This window comes from Paenibacillus sacheonensis, assembly GCF_009909195.1.
Classification (GTDB): Bacteria; Bacillota; Bacilli; order Paenibacillales; family Paenibacillaceae; genus Paenibacillus_Z; species Paenibacillus_Z sacheonensis.
Window position 1 is genome coordinate 91,168 of sequence record NZ_JAAAMU010000016.1, and the last position, 17,017, is coordinate 108,184.

Annotated in this window: 11 protein-coding genes; 9 read left to right on the plus strand and 2 right to left on the minus strand. The window is 56.9% G+C overall.

Annotated elements, in window-relative coordinates; all coding sequences use genetic code 11:
* Positions 1–12: 12 nt before the first annotated feature.
* Positions 13–1,029 (minus strand): LLM class flavin-dependent oxidoreductase, encoded by a 1,017-nt coding sequence (locus tag GT003_RS24265; protein WP_161702782.1) that lies wholly within the window; start codon positions 1,027–1,029, stop codon positions 13–15.
* 1,128 nt (positions 1,030–2,157) lie between these two features.
* Between GT003_RS24265 and GT003_RS24270 the strand changes: the two genes are divergently transcribed.
* The 6 genes from GT003_RS24270 to GT003_RS24295 all read left to right on the plus strand — a co-directional run bounded on the left by GT003_RS24270 (position 2,158) and on the right by GT003_RS24295 (position 11,530).
* Entirely contained in the window at positions 2,158–3,930 is a 1,773-nt protein-coding gene (locus tag GT003_RS24270) for a sensor histidine kinase (protein WP_161702784.1), read from the plus strand.
* Complete coding sequence (locus GT003_RS24275) at positions 3,908–5,539, plus strand: response regulator transcription factor (protein ID WP_161702786.1); 1,632 nt, start codon at positions 3,908–3,910, stop codon at positions 5,537–5,539. The genes GT003_RS24270 and GT003_RS24275 overlap by 23 nt, the downstream gene beginning before the upstream one ends.
* Positions 5,540–5,677: 138 nt before the next feature.
* On the plus strand, positions 5,678–7,432 hold the full coding sequence (locus GT003_RS24280) for an extracellular solute-binding protein (RefSeq protein ID WP_161702788.1): 1,755 nt from the start codon (positions 5,678–5,680) through the stop codon (positions 7,430–7,432).
* Positions 7,433–7,516: 84 nt separating this feature from the next.
* Positions 7,517–8,416: an ABC transporter permease gene (locus tag GT003_RS24285; RefSeq protein WP_161702790.1), complete on the plus strand. Its 900-nt coding sequence runs from the start codon at positions 7,517–7,519 to the stop codon at positions 8,414–8,416.
* Positions 8,417–8,434: 18 nt separating this feature from the next.
* Positions 8,435–9,319 carry a carbohydrate ABC transporter permease gene (locus GT003_RS24290; protein WP_161702793.1) on the plus strand — a complete coding sequence of 295 codons (885 nt, stop codon included), beginning with the start codon at positions 8,435–8,437 and terminating at the stop codon, positions 9,317–9,319.
* Positions 9,320–9,583: 264 nt separating this feature from the next.
* Positions 9,584–11,530 carry an SH3 domain-containing protein gene (locus GT003_RS24295; protein ID WP_161702795.1) on the plus strand — a complete coding sequence of 649 codons (1,947 nt, stop codon included), beginning with the start codon at positions 9,584–9,586 and terminating at the stop codon, positions 11,528–11,530.
* A gap of 618 nt (positions 11,531–12,148) precedes the next feature.
* On the opposite strand, the gene GT003_RS24300 is transcribed toward GT003_RS24295, so the two are convergent.
* On the minus strand, positions 12,149–13,114 hold the full coding sequence (locus GT003_RS24300) for an MraY family glycosyltransferase (protein WP_204798965.1): 966 nt from the start codon (positions 13,112–13,114) through the stop codon (positions 12,149–12,151).
* A 299-nt stretch (positions 13,115–13,413) separates the two neighbouring features.
* Between GT003_RS24300 and GT003_RS24305 the strand changes: the two genes are divergently transcribed.
* The 3 genes from GT003_RS24305 (at position 13,414) to GT003_RS24315 (ending at position 17,012) form a co-directional block, all read left to right on the plus strand.
* Positions 13,414–15,051 carry an ABC transporter substrate-binding protein gene (locus GT003_RS24305; RefSeq protein ID WP_161702797.1) on the plus strand — a complete coding sequence of 546 codons (1,638 nt, stop codon included), beginning with the start codon at positions 13,414–13,416 and terminating at the stop codon, positions 15,049–15,051.
* 160 nt (positions 15,052–15,211) lie between these two features.
* Complete coding sequence (locus tag GT003_RS24310) at positions 15,212–16,162, plus strand: ABC transporter permease (RefSeq protein WP_161702799.1); 951 nt, start codon at positions 15,212–15,214, stop codon at positions 16,160–16,162.
* A gap of 4 nt (positions 16,163–16,166) precedes the next feature.
* Positions 16,167–17,012 carry an ABC transporter permease gene (locus tag GT003_RS24315; RefSeq protein ID WP_161702802.1) on the plus strand — a complete coding sequence of 282 codons (846 nt, stop codon included), beginning with the start codon at positions 16,167–16,169 and terminating at the stop codon, positions 17,010–17,012.
* The last annotated feature ends 5 nt before the right edge of the window (positions 17,013–17,017 follow it).

Here is a 17,017-nt window from a genome sequence, read left to right on the forward strand (position 1 = left end):
TTTTTTTGATTCTTAGACGGAAGCCTGCAAGCTGCCGGCTTCGGCAATGAGTGCAAACGACCGCATCCGTGCTTCATGATCGTAAATTTGGGAGGTCACGATGAGCTCGTCGGCCATCGTATCCCGGAGAATCTCCTGCAGGCGCGATTCGACCGCAGCCTTGCTGCCGGTGATGCCGAAGTTGAACTTGGATTCCAGCGCTTCCCGTTCGTGCGGCTGCCACAGATCATCCATGTTGTCGACCGGCGGTCTCAGCTTGCCGGGGCGCCCGCGGATTAAGCTAAGGAATTGCTGCTGCTGGGAAGTCGCCAGCCGCTTCGCTTCTTCGTCCGTATCGGCGGCTACAATGTTGACGCCGACCATGATATAAGGCTTGTCGAGCGCTTCCGAAGGGCGGAAGCTGCTGCGGTAGAGATGAATGGCGGGCATGAGATATTCGGGCGCGAAATGGCTCGCGAACGAGAACGGCAGGCCAAGCTCGCCGGCCAGTTTGGCGCTGAAACCGCTGGAGCCGAGCAGCCAGATCGGCACGTTCAGCCCTTCGCCCGGCGTTGCGCGAACGGGACGATATTCATCGGCCGGCGGATTGAAATACGCGCGGAGCTCGGACAGCAGCTCGGGGAATTCCTGTCCGTGCGTCGCCAAGTCGCGGCGAAGCGCGCGAGCGGTCGTCTGGTCGGAGCCGGGCGCACGGCCGAGGCCGAGATCGATTCGGCCGGGGTACATCGACTCCAGCGTGCCGAACTGTTCGGCGATGACGAGCGGCGCATGGTTCGGCAGCATAATGCCGCCGGAGCCGACGCGAATCCGTTTCGTGCCGCCGGCTACGTAGCCGATGACGACGGACGTGGCGGAGCTGGCGATGCCCGCCATGTTGTGATGCTCCGCCAGCCAGTAGCGGTTATATCCCAAGCGTTCGGCGTGCTGGGCCAATTCCAGCGTTTGGGGGAAAGACGCGGCAGGCGTCCCGCCTTCTACGACAGGCGCCAAATCCAAGACGGAAAGCGGAACGGAACGTTCAAGGGTCATGTTAAAACCTCCTAAAAGTTTTGCGGGCGAAGCCGCGAAGCCGGGAACACGGCGAAAAAAGCAAAACTGCATCGGAAGCATGAGCTAAGTTTTGCAGCGAAGCCGGGAAGCCGGGAACCCGGCGAAAAAAGCAAAACTGCATCGGAAACATGAGCTAAGTTTTGCAGGTAAAGCCGCGAAGCCGGGAACCCGGCGAGAAAAAGCAAAACTGCATCGGAAGCATAAGCTAAGTTTTGCGGGCGAAGCCGCGAAGCCGGGAACCGGCGAGAAAAGCAAAACTACATCGGAAGCATAAGCTAAGTTTTGCGGGCAAAGCCGCGAAGCCGGGAACCCGGCGAAAAAAAGCAAAACTGCATCGGAAGCATAAGCTAAGTTTTGCAGGTAAGCCGCTGAGCGCTAATAGCAGCCCGGATCGTGGGGAACCGAGCGATAAGGTGTTCATATGGTTACTCCTTCTATTATGAAGCAGTCACAATTTTATATCAAGCTGCTAACAATTAGTTAGTGTCGGACGGCGCTGCTGCTGATCCGCAAGAAGGATGCAAATCGAATGACCTGTACAGGGGTCAAGCAGGAGCCGTGAAGGAATATAAGGAACCATGAGGAGCTCAACAGGCTGTCATTATTGGCTTCGTGCAGCAATCAAGCCAAGCCGATGCAGTCTTCTTGGCAATGTTGTACGCTGTACACAAATTTCCGCTATTTATCGCTGACATATCGGGATTGTTGTACTTTGTACAAGAAATAAGCCATTTTATGGGCAAAGAAGACCAAACGAAAGCAGCATTATTGTATTCTGTACATAAATCCGCGAAATTCATTGCTTACAGACAGGAATTTGTTGTATTGCGTACACAATCCTGCTTTGCCAACGCGGCGATAATCCTTCACTGTTCGGACGACACTCCCGCACGAACTCTCCCAAGCCACTCTTCAAATGCCACTATCGCACGCCACTCTCTCGAACCATTCGCCCAATCCACCTTCGCACGTCACTCCCTCGAGCCACGAGAGCCACTCTCGCTAGCCGCATGCGCACGCAGCACTTAGTAACTAGGGCCATATGCTTCATCTCCTAGTTTTGCTATAGTTAGGGAATGTTAACCAACTCTCAGGGGGCGTTCAAGCTTGTCCATCCTTAAACGTTTGGCTTCCTTGTCGATCTTGCCTAAGCTCGTGCTCACCTTCCTTATTACCCTTACCCCGCTCTACATCATCGGCTGGCGAATGAACGAGGTCGGCTCCAGACACGTGCAAAAGGAAATCACGGATTCTCTCGTATCGCGAACCTCCCTCTATATGAACATGCTGGAATTCGACCTGGACAGCGTGATCCGGCAGCTGCAGGAGTACGTCAACGACGACGATCTGCTGAAGCTCTCGTCCGCCTCCGAGTTCATGACCGAGATCGAGAAAATGCAGGCTCAGCTGCGCCTGAAAAATCGGCTCAATCAGCTGAAAAGCTCCAGTAAATTCGTTGAGAACGCAATCGCTTTCATCCCGCAGATGAACCGCGTCGTCTCGGCGAACGACAACGTCATCGGCAGTTTCGACCCGGAGGAATTCGAAGGGCTAAACAAGTCGACGAACCGGTTCGAAGCGCCTTTTCTGGTATGGAATAATCGGGTGTTCATCAGCCTGCCGAATCCCGATCCGGCCGTAGCCGGCGACCAGGAGCCGGTCTTTCTGCTGGCGGTGGAGATCTCCCGAAGCGAACTGGAACGGGCGCTGCAGGAATTCACGAACGAAGGCGGACGCACGGCGCTGGTCGGCGGCGAGCAGCCGTTTATCGTGACGGGCGGCGCGACGGCAGTCGACCAAGAACTCGTGCGGGATTTCAAGAAAGCAGGCGAGCATGCGGCGGAGGACCAGCTCCAAGCCGTCGACTGGAAAGGCGAATCGTATCTGCTCGTCTCCAACCATTCGAATCGCCTCGACATGACGCTGCTCATGTACGTGCCCGAGAACAAGGTCAACGCCTCGCTGGAGGTGTACCGGTTCTGGTTCTATGTCCTATCTGTCGTGTCGGTCATCCTGGTGATTCTATTCTCCTACAGCATCTACTTGATCATTCATATGCCGCTCAAACGGCTGGTCCGTTCCTTCCGGCGCATCGAGCAGGGGCAGTTCGACCAGGAGATGCACTACCCGCTGCAGGATGAGTTCGGCTACCTCTACGGACAGTTCAACGGCATGGTGCGTCGATTGGACGTGCTGGTGCACGAGGTTTATGAACAGCAGTATCGCGCGCGGCTGGCGGAGCTGCGGCATTTGCAGTCGCAGATCAATCCGCATTTTCTATATAACAGCTACTTCATCCTGTACCGGATGGCCAAGCAGCGGGATCATGACAACGTCATCTATTTCACAAAGCATCTCGGCGAATATTTTCAGTACATCACGCGCGACGGATCCGACGAGGTTCCCTTGTCCAGCGAGGTCCATCATGCCCGCACCTATGCGGAAATTCAGTCGATCCGCTTCTCCGAGCGCATCGAGGTGGCCTTCGAGGACGTGCCGGAGAACGTCCGGGACTTCCCCGTGCCCAGGCTGATCGTGCAGCCGATCATCGAGAATGCCTATAATCACGGTCTCGAAAACAAGCGGCGGGGCGGGCTCATATCCGTCGGCTTCCGCATTCGGCAGAGCGCGATCGATATCGTCATCGAAGACAACGGCGACGACATGAGCGCGGACAAGCTGCGCCTCCTGCAGGCGAGCCTGCAGGACAAGGCGGAGCCTACGGAGCATACGGGGCTGCTCAACGTCCATCGGCGGATCATCATTCGCTACGGCGGCGGCGGATTAAAGCTCGACCTTGGCGCGGAGCAGGGGTTGAAGGTAACGATAACCATTCCGAGAGAGGGAGGCGGGGCAGATGTATCGCTTATTGATCGTTGACGACGAGCGGTTCACGGTCGACGGCCTATACGAGATGATCGAGGAGATCGCGGACCTGGAGCTGGATCTGTACCGGGCGTATGCGCCGGAAGAAGCGCTGGAGTGGCTGGCGCGGACGAAGATCGACATCGTGCTGAGCGACGTGCGGATGCCTGGCATGACGGGCCTGGAACTGCAGAAGCGAATAGCCGCGCAGTGGCCGCGCTGCAAAATCATTTTCCTGACGGGCATTCATCAGCTTGAAACGGCGCAGCATGCCATTCGTTCCGGATCCATCGACTATATTCTCAAGACGGAGGGCGACGAGGCCATTGAACGCAGTATCCGCAAAGCGGTCGCGGCGCTGGATGCGGAAACGGCAAGCGAAGGCTTTCTGTTGCAGGCCCGGCTGCGCATGAGCGAAGCCATGCCCCTGCTTCATCGCGATTGGCTGCAATCGGTGCTGGAGCTGCAAGCGCCGGCGGTGACGGACGAGAAGCTTGCGGAACTGCACATACCGCTCAAGAGCGGATCGCTCCTCATACCGCTCATCGGGCGGATCGACTGGCCGGAAGCAGCCGGTTACAGGGATCGGGCGCTGATGTATGCGGTGCAAAACATTGCGGCGGAATATTATGCCCCGCTCGCTTTCTTCTCCGTCAGCCTCGATATGCACCACTTCGTATGCCTGGTGCAGCCGCATGCGGAAGAGAACGGATCCGACGCTGCAGAGGCGGAAGGCAGCGAGGCTTGGGCGCAAACGCAGAGCTTCGTGCAAGGAACGATGGAATCCATCCAGCATACGTGCGAGCGGCTGCTGAAGCTGAGCGTGTCGCTCGTATGCTGCGTGCAGCCGGTTGCGTGGACGGCGTTGTCCGGCGTCTACGAAAGCATGAAGAAGCGGCTTATCGTCGGACTGGGCTCCCGCGACCGCATGCTCCTGCTGTGGAATCCCGGCGAAGAAGGGGAGAAGCCGGCAGAGCCCCTGCCCATGCCGCCGCTGCGCGTGCTGAGCTCGAACCTGGAGCGTCTGCTGGAGGAAGGGAGCGAGGAAGAGTTCGAGGAAGCGGTGCGGCAGTACACGTCGCTTCCCGACCGTTATGCCGACTTTGCGATCGTCTATTACGGCATCGCGAGCCTGCTGCTCGGCCAATTGACGCAGGGACAGAGCGAGTCCGGCGAAGAAGACATCGGCGCGATCGACTCGCTGATGAACCTGACCGCCCACCAAAGCCGGGAGGCGGCGCTTCAGTTGCTCCTGCGCACCGCAGCCGGCATCTACGCCAAGCGCAAATCGTTGCAGACGGAACGGACGCACCAGCTGATCTCGAAGCTGCATCAATATATTCGCGCCCATCTCGGGGGCGACTTATCGCTTACGCGTCTATCCGAGATCGTATACTTGAACCCGGCGTATCTATCCGTTCTGTACAAGCAGCAGACGGGCGGGAATTTGTCGGAGTATATCGCGGAGGCGCGAATCGAGAAGGCGAAGGAGCTGCTGACGACGACGTCGCTGAAGATTCACGAGATCGCCGAACAGATCGGCTTCGAGACGGCGGGGTATTTCAATCGGTTCTTTAAGAAAAGGCTGCATCTCACGCCGCAGGAATTCCGGTTCCGGGAATAGCCCGGGCCGAGGCGGGCCCCCTCCGCCGGCACATTCTATACAAGAGAGTAGAAATCTATAGATTGTGCCATGGAGTTTGAAAGCGCTGTCTTCTACACTGGAAGGGAAGGAAGATCGTATCTAAAGGGGGATTCAAGAATGCGAAAGACTGTAAAGTGGACGGCAGCGACCGCGATGGCGTCCTTGCTGATTCTTGCAACCGCTTGCGGCTCCAACAACAATGAACCCGACAAAGCTTCCAATGCAGGCAATAACGGCAAGGCACCGGCCAACAATGCGGCGAATACCGGCGATAACGCGGCGAATACGCCGGCCAACGCGGCCAATTCGCCGGCGGAGGGCGATCCGTACCTCGGCAAGTACGATCCGCCGATCACGCTCACGAGCGTGCGGATCATCAACGACACGATCAAATTCATGGAAGGCCAAACGATCGACAATAACATGTGGACCAAGGCCCTCGAGGAGAAACTCGGCATCAAGATCAAATACGACTGGGTCGTCAGCGGCGACCAGCCGGGCGGACAAGGCGAGCAGAAGATGAACGTCTCGATCGCGTCCGGCGATTTGCCCGAAGTCATTCCGGTCAACGCGAAGCAGCTGCAGCAATTGCAGGACGCGGGCGAGCTGGAAGACATGACGGCCATCTACGACAAATACGCATCGCCGTTCCTGAAGGAAATCCTTAATCAGGACGGTCCTGCCGCGATCTCGTCGGCAACCTTCGGGGGCAAGCTGATGGCGATTCCGAACACGGGCTCCTCCATGGACGGGGCCGCGATGATTTGGATTCGGACGGATTGGCTGAAGAAGCTGGGACTGGAGCCGCCGAAGACGATGGACGACGTGCTCAAGATCTCGGAAGCATTCACGACGCAGGATCCGGACGGCAATAAGAAGAACGATTCGTACGGCATCGCGATGAACAAGGACTTGTACGGCGGTTTCGCCGATATTACCGGATTGCTGAACGGGTACCACGCGTATCCGAAGCAGTGGATCAAGGACGCGAGCGGCAATATCGTCTACGGCAGCATCCAGCCGGAGATGAAGACGGCGCTGGCTACGCTGCAGGAGATGTACAAGAAAGGCGAGATCGATAAAGAATTCGGCGTCAAGGACGGCGGCAAAGAAGCGGAGCTGACGTCATCCGGCAGGATCGGCATGGAATTCGGCCAAATGTGGAACCCGCTCTTCCCGCTCGTCGACAATAAGAAGAACGATCCGAACGCGCAATGGCAGTCGTTCCCGCTCGTCTCGAGCGACGATCAGGCGGTGACGCCGCAGGTTGGATTCTCGACGGGACAATATTTCGCGGTGAAGAAGGGCGCCGAGCATCCGGAAGCCGTCGTCAAGGCGATGAACCTGTTCGTCGAGACCGGCTGGGGCGAGACGACGACGCCGGAGAACTATGCGGCCTACTTCACGAGCGAAGGCTTCGAGAAGTTCAAAATGATGCCGTTCCAAGCATGGCCTTCGCGTAAAAACCTGGATATCTACCTCCATGTCACGGACGCGATCAAAACGAAGGATACGTCGAAGCTCAATGCCGAGGAGAAGGACAATTACGGCAAGATCGCTGCGTTCCTTGACGGCTCGAGCACGGATGCGCTCGGCTGGGCGTACGAACGGATTTTCGCGACGGAAGGCTCGTTCAAAGTCATCGACGGCTATGTAAGCAATAATCAGCTGAAAATGACGGAGTTCTACGGCGCGCCTACGCCGGCGATGGTCGAGAAGGACTCCAACCTGCAGAAGCGCGAGATCGAGACGTTCACGAAGATCATCATGGGCGACCCGATCGACAACTTCGATAAGTTCGTGACCGAATGGAAGAAGCTCGGCGGCGACCAAATCACGCAGGAAGTCAACGATTGGGCCAAAAACAAATAAACGCGCGGCAGCGAGCGGCGGGGGAAGCGATGGCTTCCCCTGCCCTTGCCATACGAATGAAGCGGAGCAGGGAGGAACAACGCCATGTCATGGAAGAAGAGGAGCGAGCGGCTCCCGCTGCACCTGATGATTTTGCCGGGACTCGTCCTCATCATCGTCTACTGTTACGGCCCGATGTTGGGGCTGGTCATCGCATTCGAGAAATTCGTGCCGGCGCGAGGCATCTTCCATTCCAAATGGGCGGGATTCGATAACTTTCGCTACGTGCTGGAAATGCCGGAATCGAGCCGGATCATCTATAATACCGTCCTGATCGCGATCATGAAGATCGTCGTCGGCCTCGTGGCTCCGATCGTCACGGCGCTGCTGCTGAACGAGGTGCGCAAGGAAGCGTTCAAGCGCGGCATTCAGACCGTCATTTATTTGCCCCACTTTCTGTCGTGGATCATTCTGGGCGGCATCCTGATCGACATCCTGTCGCCGACGGACGGCATCGTCAACCAAGTGCTGGGCTGGTTAGGCATCCAGCCGATCTATTTTCTCGGCGATAACGGGTGGTTCCGGTACGTGCTTGTCGCCACGGACACGTGGAAGGAATTCGGATTCAACACGATCGTGTATCTGGCCGCGCTGACAAGCATCAGTCCGACCTTGTACGAAGCGGCGATCATGGACGGCGCGGGACGCTGGAAGCAGACGCAGCACGTGACGCTGCCGGGCATGATGCCGATCATTATCCTGCTGACGACCCTTAGTCTTGGAAACGTGTTAAACGCCGGCTTCGACCAGGTGTTTAATTTATATAGCCCGCAAGTGTACGAGACGGGGGACATCATCGATACGTTCGTCTATCGCATCGGCTTGGTCGACGCGCAGTTCGGCGTCGCGACGGCGGTGGGCATTTTCAAATCGGTCGTTTCGCTGATCTTCATCTCCGTGTCCTACTACCTGGCCTACCGGTTCGCCAAGTACCGCATTTTCTAGAGAAAGGAGTGAGCGGGAATGCTGGAGCATTATACGTTTAGCCGACGGCTGTTTCTGGGCTTTAACTACGTTTTCCTCGCCTGCTTGGGAATCCTTTGCATTCTGCCGATCATCCACGTGCTGGCGCTGTCCTTCAGCTCGAGCAATGCCGCTCAGGCGGGATACGTCAAGCTGTGGCCGGTTCAGTTCACGCTAAGCTCCTACGATTTCGTGACGCATAAGGCCGCGTTCTGGAAATCCATTATCGTCACGCTGAAACGGGTCGGGATCGGCGTGCCGTTCAACATGCTGCTCACGGTGCTGGTCGCTTATCCGCTAGCCAAGGAAGTCGGCAAATTCCCGATGCGCACGTTCTACGCCTGGATCTTCGTCGTGACGATTCTGTTCGGCGGGGGACTGATTCCGCTCTATATGACGGTCAAATACACGGGCATCATGGACAGTTTGTGGGCGATGGTGCTGCCCGGCGCCGTGCCGGTGTTCAACGTCATCCTGCTGCTGAACTTCTTCCGCGGGCTGCCGAAGGAGCTCGAGGAAGCGGCGTTCATGGACGGCGCCGGCCATTGGACGACGCTGTGGCGGATCTTCCTGCCGCTCTCGCTGCCCGCGCTCGCCACGATTACGCTGTTCGCGACGGTCGGCCACTGGAATTCCTGGTTCGACGGCATCATCTACATGAACTCGCCGGACCATTATCCGCTGCAGAGCTATCTGCAGACCGTCGTCATCAACCGCGACCTGACGCTGATGTCCTCGTCGGACATGAAGTCGCTGACGGAGGTCAACGACCGAACCGCCAAAGCCGCGCAGATCTTCCTCGGAGCGCTGCCGATCCTGCTGGTGTACCCGTTCCTGCAGCGATTCTTCATGAAAGGGATCGTGCTCGGAAGCGTAAAAGAATAGAGATGATTGCGTCAGAACCCGCGCGTAGAGCGAATCTATGCGCGGGTTGTTTGGCATGCGGCGAAGGTGGATTACGCTAGTAAGCGCGATCCTATCCGTTCTCGCTGCGGATGCAAATTATGGAAACTAATGCTACTAATCTACTGTCTTTTTATGCTAATCTATGAGGGAATATGTAGAAATTGCACTGACCTGCCGAATAAGATTCTATACAGGTTTTTCGATTGTTTTCCGATTCATTCTCAAGGGGGTGTCCGGGTACGGATGAGAAAAGCTTTGAAAATCATGTTGGCGGGAATGGTCGTTATATCCGCTCTCCCGGTGCTGCAGGGAAAGACCGCCGAAGCGGCGGCAGCGCCTATATGCCCCGGCATGTCGGTGATGAGCGATCCGCTCGCGCTGAGCATGGAGGCCGGCAGCACGGTGATTTGGGACGGGGTAACCCCGGCTCTATTGGAAGCGAAGAAGAAATACGAGCAGCTGCTGAGCGAGCGGGGCTGGAAGATTACCTACAATTCCGCCTATCGACCCTTTGAATATCAGCGGCATTTGAAAGAAATCGTGTCGGCCCCGCTGAATGCCTGCAAGAGCGGCGAAAAAGCGAAGCATGCCTTGGGGACGGAAGTCGCCGCCGCGAACTACGAGGCGCCGCATACGAAGGGTATCGCCTTCGATGCTTCCGTCACGGACGAGAAAGGAAATGCGCTCAACGGCATGACCTTCGTGAGTCCCTTGCTCACGGAAGTCGCCGCGCGGGCCGGATTGGGATTTACGCTTCAGTCGACGGACGGCGTCCATCATGAACTGATGCTGGTAGTCGGCTCGAACCCGCCGGCACCGGGACAGCAAAGCCTGCCCGAGAAGAAGATCGGGACGGGCCTGGTCGTGACGACGAGCGGCAATCTGAATATCCGCAGCCAGGCGTCCGCCGTAGGGGCGATCGTCGGCAGCGCAAGCAGAGGTTCCTCCGTCAACGTCTACGGGATCGAGGGAGACTGGTATTTGATCCAAACCGGCAGCGTGGCTGGGTACGTGAGCAAGGACTACTTGAAGTACGTGCCGGCGACGCCGATATCCGATTCGCCGAAGGAGCCGAGTCTTCCAGCGGCGAAGATCGGGACGGGCACCGTCGTGACGCAAAGCGCGAATCTGAACATTCGTAGCCAGCCATCGACGGACGGAACGGTCGTCGCCAGGGTCCGGACCGGCGTTTCGCTGGACGTCTACAAATCCGAGCAAGCTTGGTATTTGGTCAAAACCGGTGCCATCGTCGGTTACGCAAGCAAAGACTACGTGAAGTTCGTGCCGGCAGCGACGGCGACGCCGAGCCCGCCGCCGACGAAGACGCCGCCGACGAAGACGCCGCCGGCGAAGACGCCGGAGTCTGGCGGGCAGACGCAGCCGGGCTTGCCGGATGCGAAGATCGGGACAGGCCTGATCGTGACGCAAAGCGGGGCGATTAACGTCCGCAGCCAGGCGTCGGCCGGAGGGGCTGTCATCAGCAGCGTGAATAAAGGCGCGACGGTCGATGTCTACAAGATCGCGGGGGACTGGTATTTGATCCGCTCCGGCAGCGTGACCGGGTATGTAAGCAAAGCGTATGTGCGGGTGGTCACGCTCGCCTCCGCGCCGCCCGCGTCGACCTCGGCGATCAAGCTTGCGAGCCAAGCGACCTTCGCCAAGATCTATCGCTTTACGATGGAGAAGGAAGGCTTGCTGACGAATAAGTCCTACGATTCCGGCGCCAAAACCAACCGCGGCATTACGCAAAGCGAATATTCGCAGTACCTCAAGAAGAAAGGACTGCGCGATAAAAGCGTGGCGCAGATCCAGGATGCCGAGGCCTACGACATTTACTACAATGCGTATTGGCTGGCTGTCGGGGCTGATCGCATGAGCGAGAAACTGGCCATTGTCATGTTCGACACGCTCGTGAACATGGGGTACGGCAGCAGCGGAGATACGGGCGGCGCCGTTAAGTTCCTGCAGCAAGCGCTTGGGGTAAAGGCGGACGGCGATTGGGGAGCGGCCACCGAATCGGCATTCCTGAAGCAGCCGCTCGAGAAGCATGATGCATTGGCGCGGCAGGTTCTCCAATCGAGGCTTGATTACCGCTACGCCCGCGTGAAGCAGGACATCGCGCAGCAGAAGTTTCTCGCAGGCTGGATAAACCGCGATTATGCGCTGCGGGCCTTCGTCGGCTTGAAATGAAGGAAAATGCGTTGGTCGGTTTGAAGTGAAGGAAAGCACGTCGAACGGAAAGAGCTGCCCGTAAGCCTTGTGGCTTTCGGGCAGCTCTTTTCAAATTGTAGAGAAACCCGCGTTTATGAAACGGCTGGTTCTCTCTTTATTTTTAAGTCTAAATTAGGGCGACGTAAACGACTGCGGCGGGGGCATCGGCTTGCAGCGGAAGCAGTCGATCGTTCAACGTGTGTTTGGGCACATCCCTAACTTCTAACGATTGTCAGCGGTGCTAATCCCCCAAAAAAACGGCTAAATAAACGCTAACGCTTCTGACAGACGTTATTAGGCGTATAGAGGCTGATTTCACGGAAAAATCGTTCAATAAGCTTCCTGGCAACCGTTAGCGATATAAAGTGCGCATTTTGAGCCGATTAGCGCTCCGTACAATCGTTAGCTGCAGAGCTGCAGGTGCTTTAAGGTTTAGGATCATTCTCGCAAGCAGGGTTTTAATGGCTTTCATCGGCGATCTGCATCCCGATAGAGTACCGGGATTTTTGGCATTCTCGACAATCTGAGAGCTGCCCGGAAGCCGCATGGCTTTCGGGCAGCTCATTTATTTTGTCCGACTCCCGTCCGCCGCTGCCATCATACATGCAGCAGCAGCAGGATAATCGAAGACAGGCTCAAGCATCCGTTGATCAGATAGAGAAACATGACGACCTGCTTCGGACTGAGTCCCGCCCGCAGCAGACGGTAATGCGCTTGACTGGCATCGGCCTGGTAGATGGGCTTGCCCATGAAGAAGCGCTTCACGACGACGAACAGATTGTCGAAGATCGGCACGCCGAGCGCCAGGATCGGGATGAAGAGCGAGAGCACGGTCGCCTGCTTGAACGCGCCGTCGAGGGCGATGACGGCCAGGATGAATCCGAGGAAGGTCGCGCCCGCATCGCCCATGAACACCTGAGCCGGCGGCTTGTTGTAGCGCAGGTACGCGATCGTGACGCCGCATAGAATGATCGCCATCAACGCGGACTCGGACTGCCCCTTGGCGAGCGCGACGACGAAGAGCGTAACGGCGGATATCGCGGATAGTCCTCCGGCGAGCCCGTCCATGCCGTCGGAGAAATTGATGACGGTCGTCACCCCGAAGATCCACAGAATCGTCAGGATGAACTGGAGCCATTCCGGTAAATTAACGAAGACGCCGCTAATGGGATTGTAGAAGCCGCTGAACGTGATGCCGGAGGCATAGACGATGACCGCGGCGGAAATTTGCACGAGAAACTTGGGCATGGTCGGAAAATCTTTGCCGCGCGTCTTGAACCAGTCGTCGACGGTACCGATGGCCAGCAGCAGCAGCGAGCCCAGGATGATCGCTCCCGTCTGCAGCGTAAACCCCTTCATCGCGAACAAATACGTCGCCATAAAGCCGGCGAAGATCGCGTAGCTGGCGGTCAGCGGAATCGGCTTGCGATGGATTTTGCGCTCGACGCCCTGCCGGGGCTTGTCCACGAAATCCAGGCGGAACGCCAGTTTGCCGAGCGGCGGGATGAGAAGGTACACGATGAAGAAGGATACGATGAAAGCAATGGCGTACGAAATGATCATCAGCTCCTGACATGATTTGGACGGTCCCCGTCGATGCTAAGGATGCGCTTTCCTGCCCGTCTTTATTCTATTGTTGAAGACGGGCCGACTCGGCGAAATGTTCCAATTTGTCGTCAAATGTCGAATCTTTTGTGAACAACCTGATAAATGGCTGCCAGTTGTGGGATAATAACCACATTCGTTCCAAAAAGGGATGCTGCAGATTCACTTTAATTTCCTGATTGTAATTCCGAGTAATCCAGTATACAATACTGGGAGATTGATAGACAACGAAGAGAGACAAGAGAGGGAGATCCACCATGCGTAGACGTAAAGGATTAGTAGGGGTAATCGTATTGCTGACATTGACACTGCTTCTAAGTGCCTGCGGCAACAACAACAACGGCAGCAATAATACAGGGGATTCTTCATCCGGGAATGCGCCGGCGAACAACGATTCGCAGAATGCGGCGGACGGCCAACCGAAAGACGGCGGCAGCCTGATTATCGCAGTTGGCGCGGATCCAGTCGTTCTGAATCCGAATTACGCGGGCGACCGCGTCAGCCTGACGATCGACCAAGCGCTGTACGCGCCGCTGTTCCAAGTCGACAATGGCAAGAAAACCTTCTATCTGGCGGACAGCCTGGAGCTCTCCGCGGATAAATTGACGTATACATTGAAATTGAAAGACGGATTGACTTGGCATGACGGCGAGAAGCTGACGGCCGACGACGTCGTGTTCACGATCGACAAGATTCTCGACGAGAAGCAGAACAGCTTCCTGCGCGGCAACTTCATCATTAACGGAAAACCGATCCAAGCCGTGAAAGTCGACGATCTGACCGTCGAGTTCAAGCTTCCGCAAGTGGCTCCGGCATTCGAAGCGACGCTCGTGCAAGTGTCCCCGATTCCGAAGCATATCTTCGAGAACGAAGCAGACATCGAGAAAAGCACGAAGAACGCTGCCCCGGTCGGTTCCGGCGCGTTCAAGTTCAAAGAATACAAGACGGGCGAATACGTGACGCTGGATCGTTTCGACAACTACTTCGGCGGCAAGCCGCATCTGGATTCCATCACGTACCGCATCGCGAAAGACACGAACGCGGCCAACCTGGCGCTTCAGAACGGCGAAATCAACGTCAAGTACCTTGATCCGCAGGACGTATCGACGATTCAAGCGACGAACAATTTCGATATCCAGCCTTACAGCGAAGGCCGGTTGTCCTACCTGCTCTTCAACGAAAACAGCGACAGAGGCGCATTGGCCAAGAAGGAAGTTCGCCAAGCGCTGTCTTACGCGCTGAACCGCGAGGAATTGATTACGACGGCCTACGTCTCCGGCGATTATGCCGACCCGGCCAAATCGATCCTGGCTTCCGACAACCTGTACTTCGACAACGACGTGCCTAGCTTCGACAACGACGCGGCGAAAGCCAAGGAAATGCTGCAAGCGGCGGGCGCGAGCAACTTGAAGCTTCGCTTCATCACATCGAGCGGCAACAAAGCGCAGGAAGCAATCGCCCTGTACGTTCAGCAGAAGCTGAAAGAAGTCGGCGTAACCGTGGAAATCAACGCGCTCGACGCTTCCGCGTACGGCACGAAATTCTCGGACCTGAAGGCGACCGATTTCGAATTGGCAGCCGGCGGTTACATCATGGGTTACGACCCTGACGCGTACAGCATTCTCTACACGACTGGCGGAGACGCCAACTACTTCCACTACTCCAACAAAGAAGTGGACGCGCTGTTCCAACAAGGCGCCGCCGAAGGCGATGCGACGAAGCGCGGCGAGATCTACAAGAAGCTGCAAGAGCTCGCGGCGGAAGACGCTCCGGTCTATCCGATCGCGTACACGAAAACCATCGTAGCCATCGACAAGAAATACGGCGGCTTGGATCAAGCGATATTGAAACCGGTCGTTATCTTCGAAGATCCATCCAAACTTTACGTGAAATAAGGATGAGCGAGAAAATAAGCTGGACCATCCAGCTTATTTTTTTGCCGTATTATTCGCCTTATTATTCGGCCCCGCGGGGCTGGCAGCAAGAATAAGCGTACGACCCGCGCGCACGTCGAGGACGCGCGGCGCGGAAGAACGCAGCTAGGAGAACAAGCCAATGAGACGACTGATTATCCGAAGACTCCTGCAAACCATCCCGATGATTTTCTTTGTTTCGCTGGTCTGTTTCGCGCTCGTCAAGGCGGCGCCGGGCGATCCGGTGAAGACGTTCCTGCCACCGAACATCCACCAGGCCGACATCGAACGCATCCGGCATAACCTCGGCTTGGATCAACCGGCTTACGTGCAGTACGCCAAATGGCTGAAAGAAAGCCTGTCCGGCAATTTGGGCTACTCGCTCGTCAATCACATGCCGGTGACGAAACAAATCCTAGACCGGCTTCCGGCGACGGCGGGACTCATGGGCGCGGCGATCGCGCTCGCGGTGCTGCTGGCGATTCCGCTCGGCCTTGCGGCGGGCTCGAACCGGAACAAATGGGTGGACAAGCTCGTGAACCTGTTCGCGTACATCGGCATTTCGGTCCCGCTGTTTTGGCTCGCCATTTTATTCGTTTATTTCTTCTCCATCAAGATGCACTGGCTGCCGAGCTTGGGCATGCACACGATCGGCAAGAAAGGCGCGATCGACGTCATCAAGCACGGCATCCTGCCCTGCTCGGTCTTGGCGATCAGCTTCTTGTCGTCGTACGTGCGTTACATTCGTTCCGGCACGATCAGCCAGTTGAAAGAAGATTACGTGCAAATTCAATACGCGTTCGGGTCCGGGAAGCGGACGATCTTGTTCCGCCATGTGATGAAGCATGTCCTGCTGCCGATCATCACGCTGCTCGGGATGTCCATGGGCGAGCTGGTGACGGGGGCGATCGTAACGGAGACCGTGTTCTCCTGGCCGGGCATCGGTTCGCTGGGCATGACGGCGGTGCGGGGCCTGGATTATCCCGTCATCCTGGGGATTACGCTGTTCTCCTCGCTCCTGCTGATCATCGGCAACCTGCTCGCGGACATCCTGTACGGCTTTGCCGATCCAAGAATCAAAACAACGAGGTGAGCACATGAATCGGAGCAAATGGCGCAATGTCGGCGCGGAGCTGATGGCGAACAAGGCGGGGATCGTCGCGATCCTTGTGCTCGTCGTGTTTGCTTTGGCGGCGGCCTTCGCGTTCCTGTCGTCCAAGGACCCGAACGAGATGAACGTAATGGAGAAGCTGAGGCATCCCGGCGCGGCGCATTGGTTCGGGACGGACGATTACGGAAGGGATTATTTCGCGCGCGCGCTGTACGGCGGGCGCGTATCGCTGACGGTCGGATTCCTGGCGATGATTCTGTCGACGGGCATCGGCGTGACGATCGGCGTGATCAGCGGGTATTTCGGCGGCTTGATCGACAGCCTGCTCATGCGTTTCGTTGAAATCATCATGTCTATTCCGTCCTTCTTGATCCTGCTGCTGCTCAGCATCTACCTGAAGCCGAGCATCGGCAACCTGATCGTAATCATATCGCTTCTGATGTGGATGAATATCTCGCGAATCGTTCGCGCGGAGACGATGTCCCTCAAGGAGCGGGAATACGTCCTCTACGCCAAGGCGTCGGGACAAAGCTCGTTCGGCATTATCGGCCGGCATATCCTGCCGAACCTGGTGTCCGTCATTATCGTCAGCGCGACGAACAACGTCGCATCGGCGATCATGATGGAGTCGTCGCTGAGCTTCCTCGGCTTCGGCGTGCAAGCGCCGAACGCCACGTGGGGCAGCATGCTGAACGGCGCGCAAGGCTTAATGTTTTCATCGCCGTACTTGGCGATTTTCCCGGGTTTGTTGATTTTCTTGACGGTACTTAGCTTTAACGTGCTGGGCGACATCCTGAGAGTCGGCTTCGAACCGAAGCTCGGCAAACGCTGACGCGC

Coding starts and splice junctions, on each gene's coding strand:
- GT003_RS24265 (WP_161702782.1), bottom strand. CDS start 1,029: ATGACCCTTGAACGTTCCGTTCCGCTTTCCGTCTTGGATTTGGCGCCT.
- GT003_RS24275 (WP_161702786.1), top strand. CDS start 3,908: ATGTATCGCTTATTGATCGTTGACGACGAGCGGTTCACGGTCGACGGC.
- GT003_RS24280 (WP_161702788.1), top strand. CDS start 5,678: ATGCGAAAGACTGTAAAGTGGACGGCAGCGACCGCGATGGCGTCCTTG.
- GT003_RS24285 (WP_161702790.1), top strand. CDS start 7,517: ATGTCATGGAAGAAGAGGAGCGAGCGGCTCCCGCTGCACCTGATGATT.
- GT003_RS24290 (WP_161702793.1), top strand. CDS start 8,435: ATGCTGGAGCATTATACGTTTAGCCGACGGCTGTTTCTGGGCTTTAAC.
- GT003_RS24295 (WP_161702795.1), top strand. CDS start 9,584: ATGAGAAAAGCTTTGAAAATCATGTTGGCGGGAATGGTCGTTATATCC.
- GT003_RS24300 (WP_204798965.1), bottom strand. CDS start 13,114: ATGATCATTTCGTACGCCATTGCTTTCATCGTATCCTTCTTCATCGTG.
- GT003_RS24305 (WP_161702797.1), top strand. CDS start 13,414: ATGCGTAGACGTAAAGGATTAGTAGGGGTAATCGTATTGCTGACATTG.
- GT003_RS24310 (WP_161702799.1), top strand. CDS start 15,212: ATGAGACGACTGATTATCCGAAGACTCCTGCAAACCATCCCGATGATT.
- GT003_RS24315 (WP_161702802.1), top strand. CDS start 16,167: ATGAATCGGAGCAAATGGCGCAATGTCGGCGCGGAGCTGATGGCGAAC.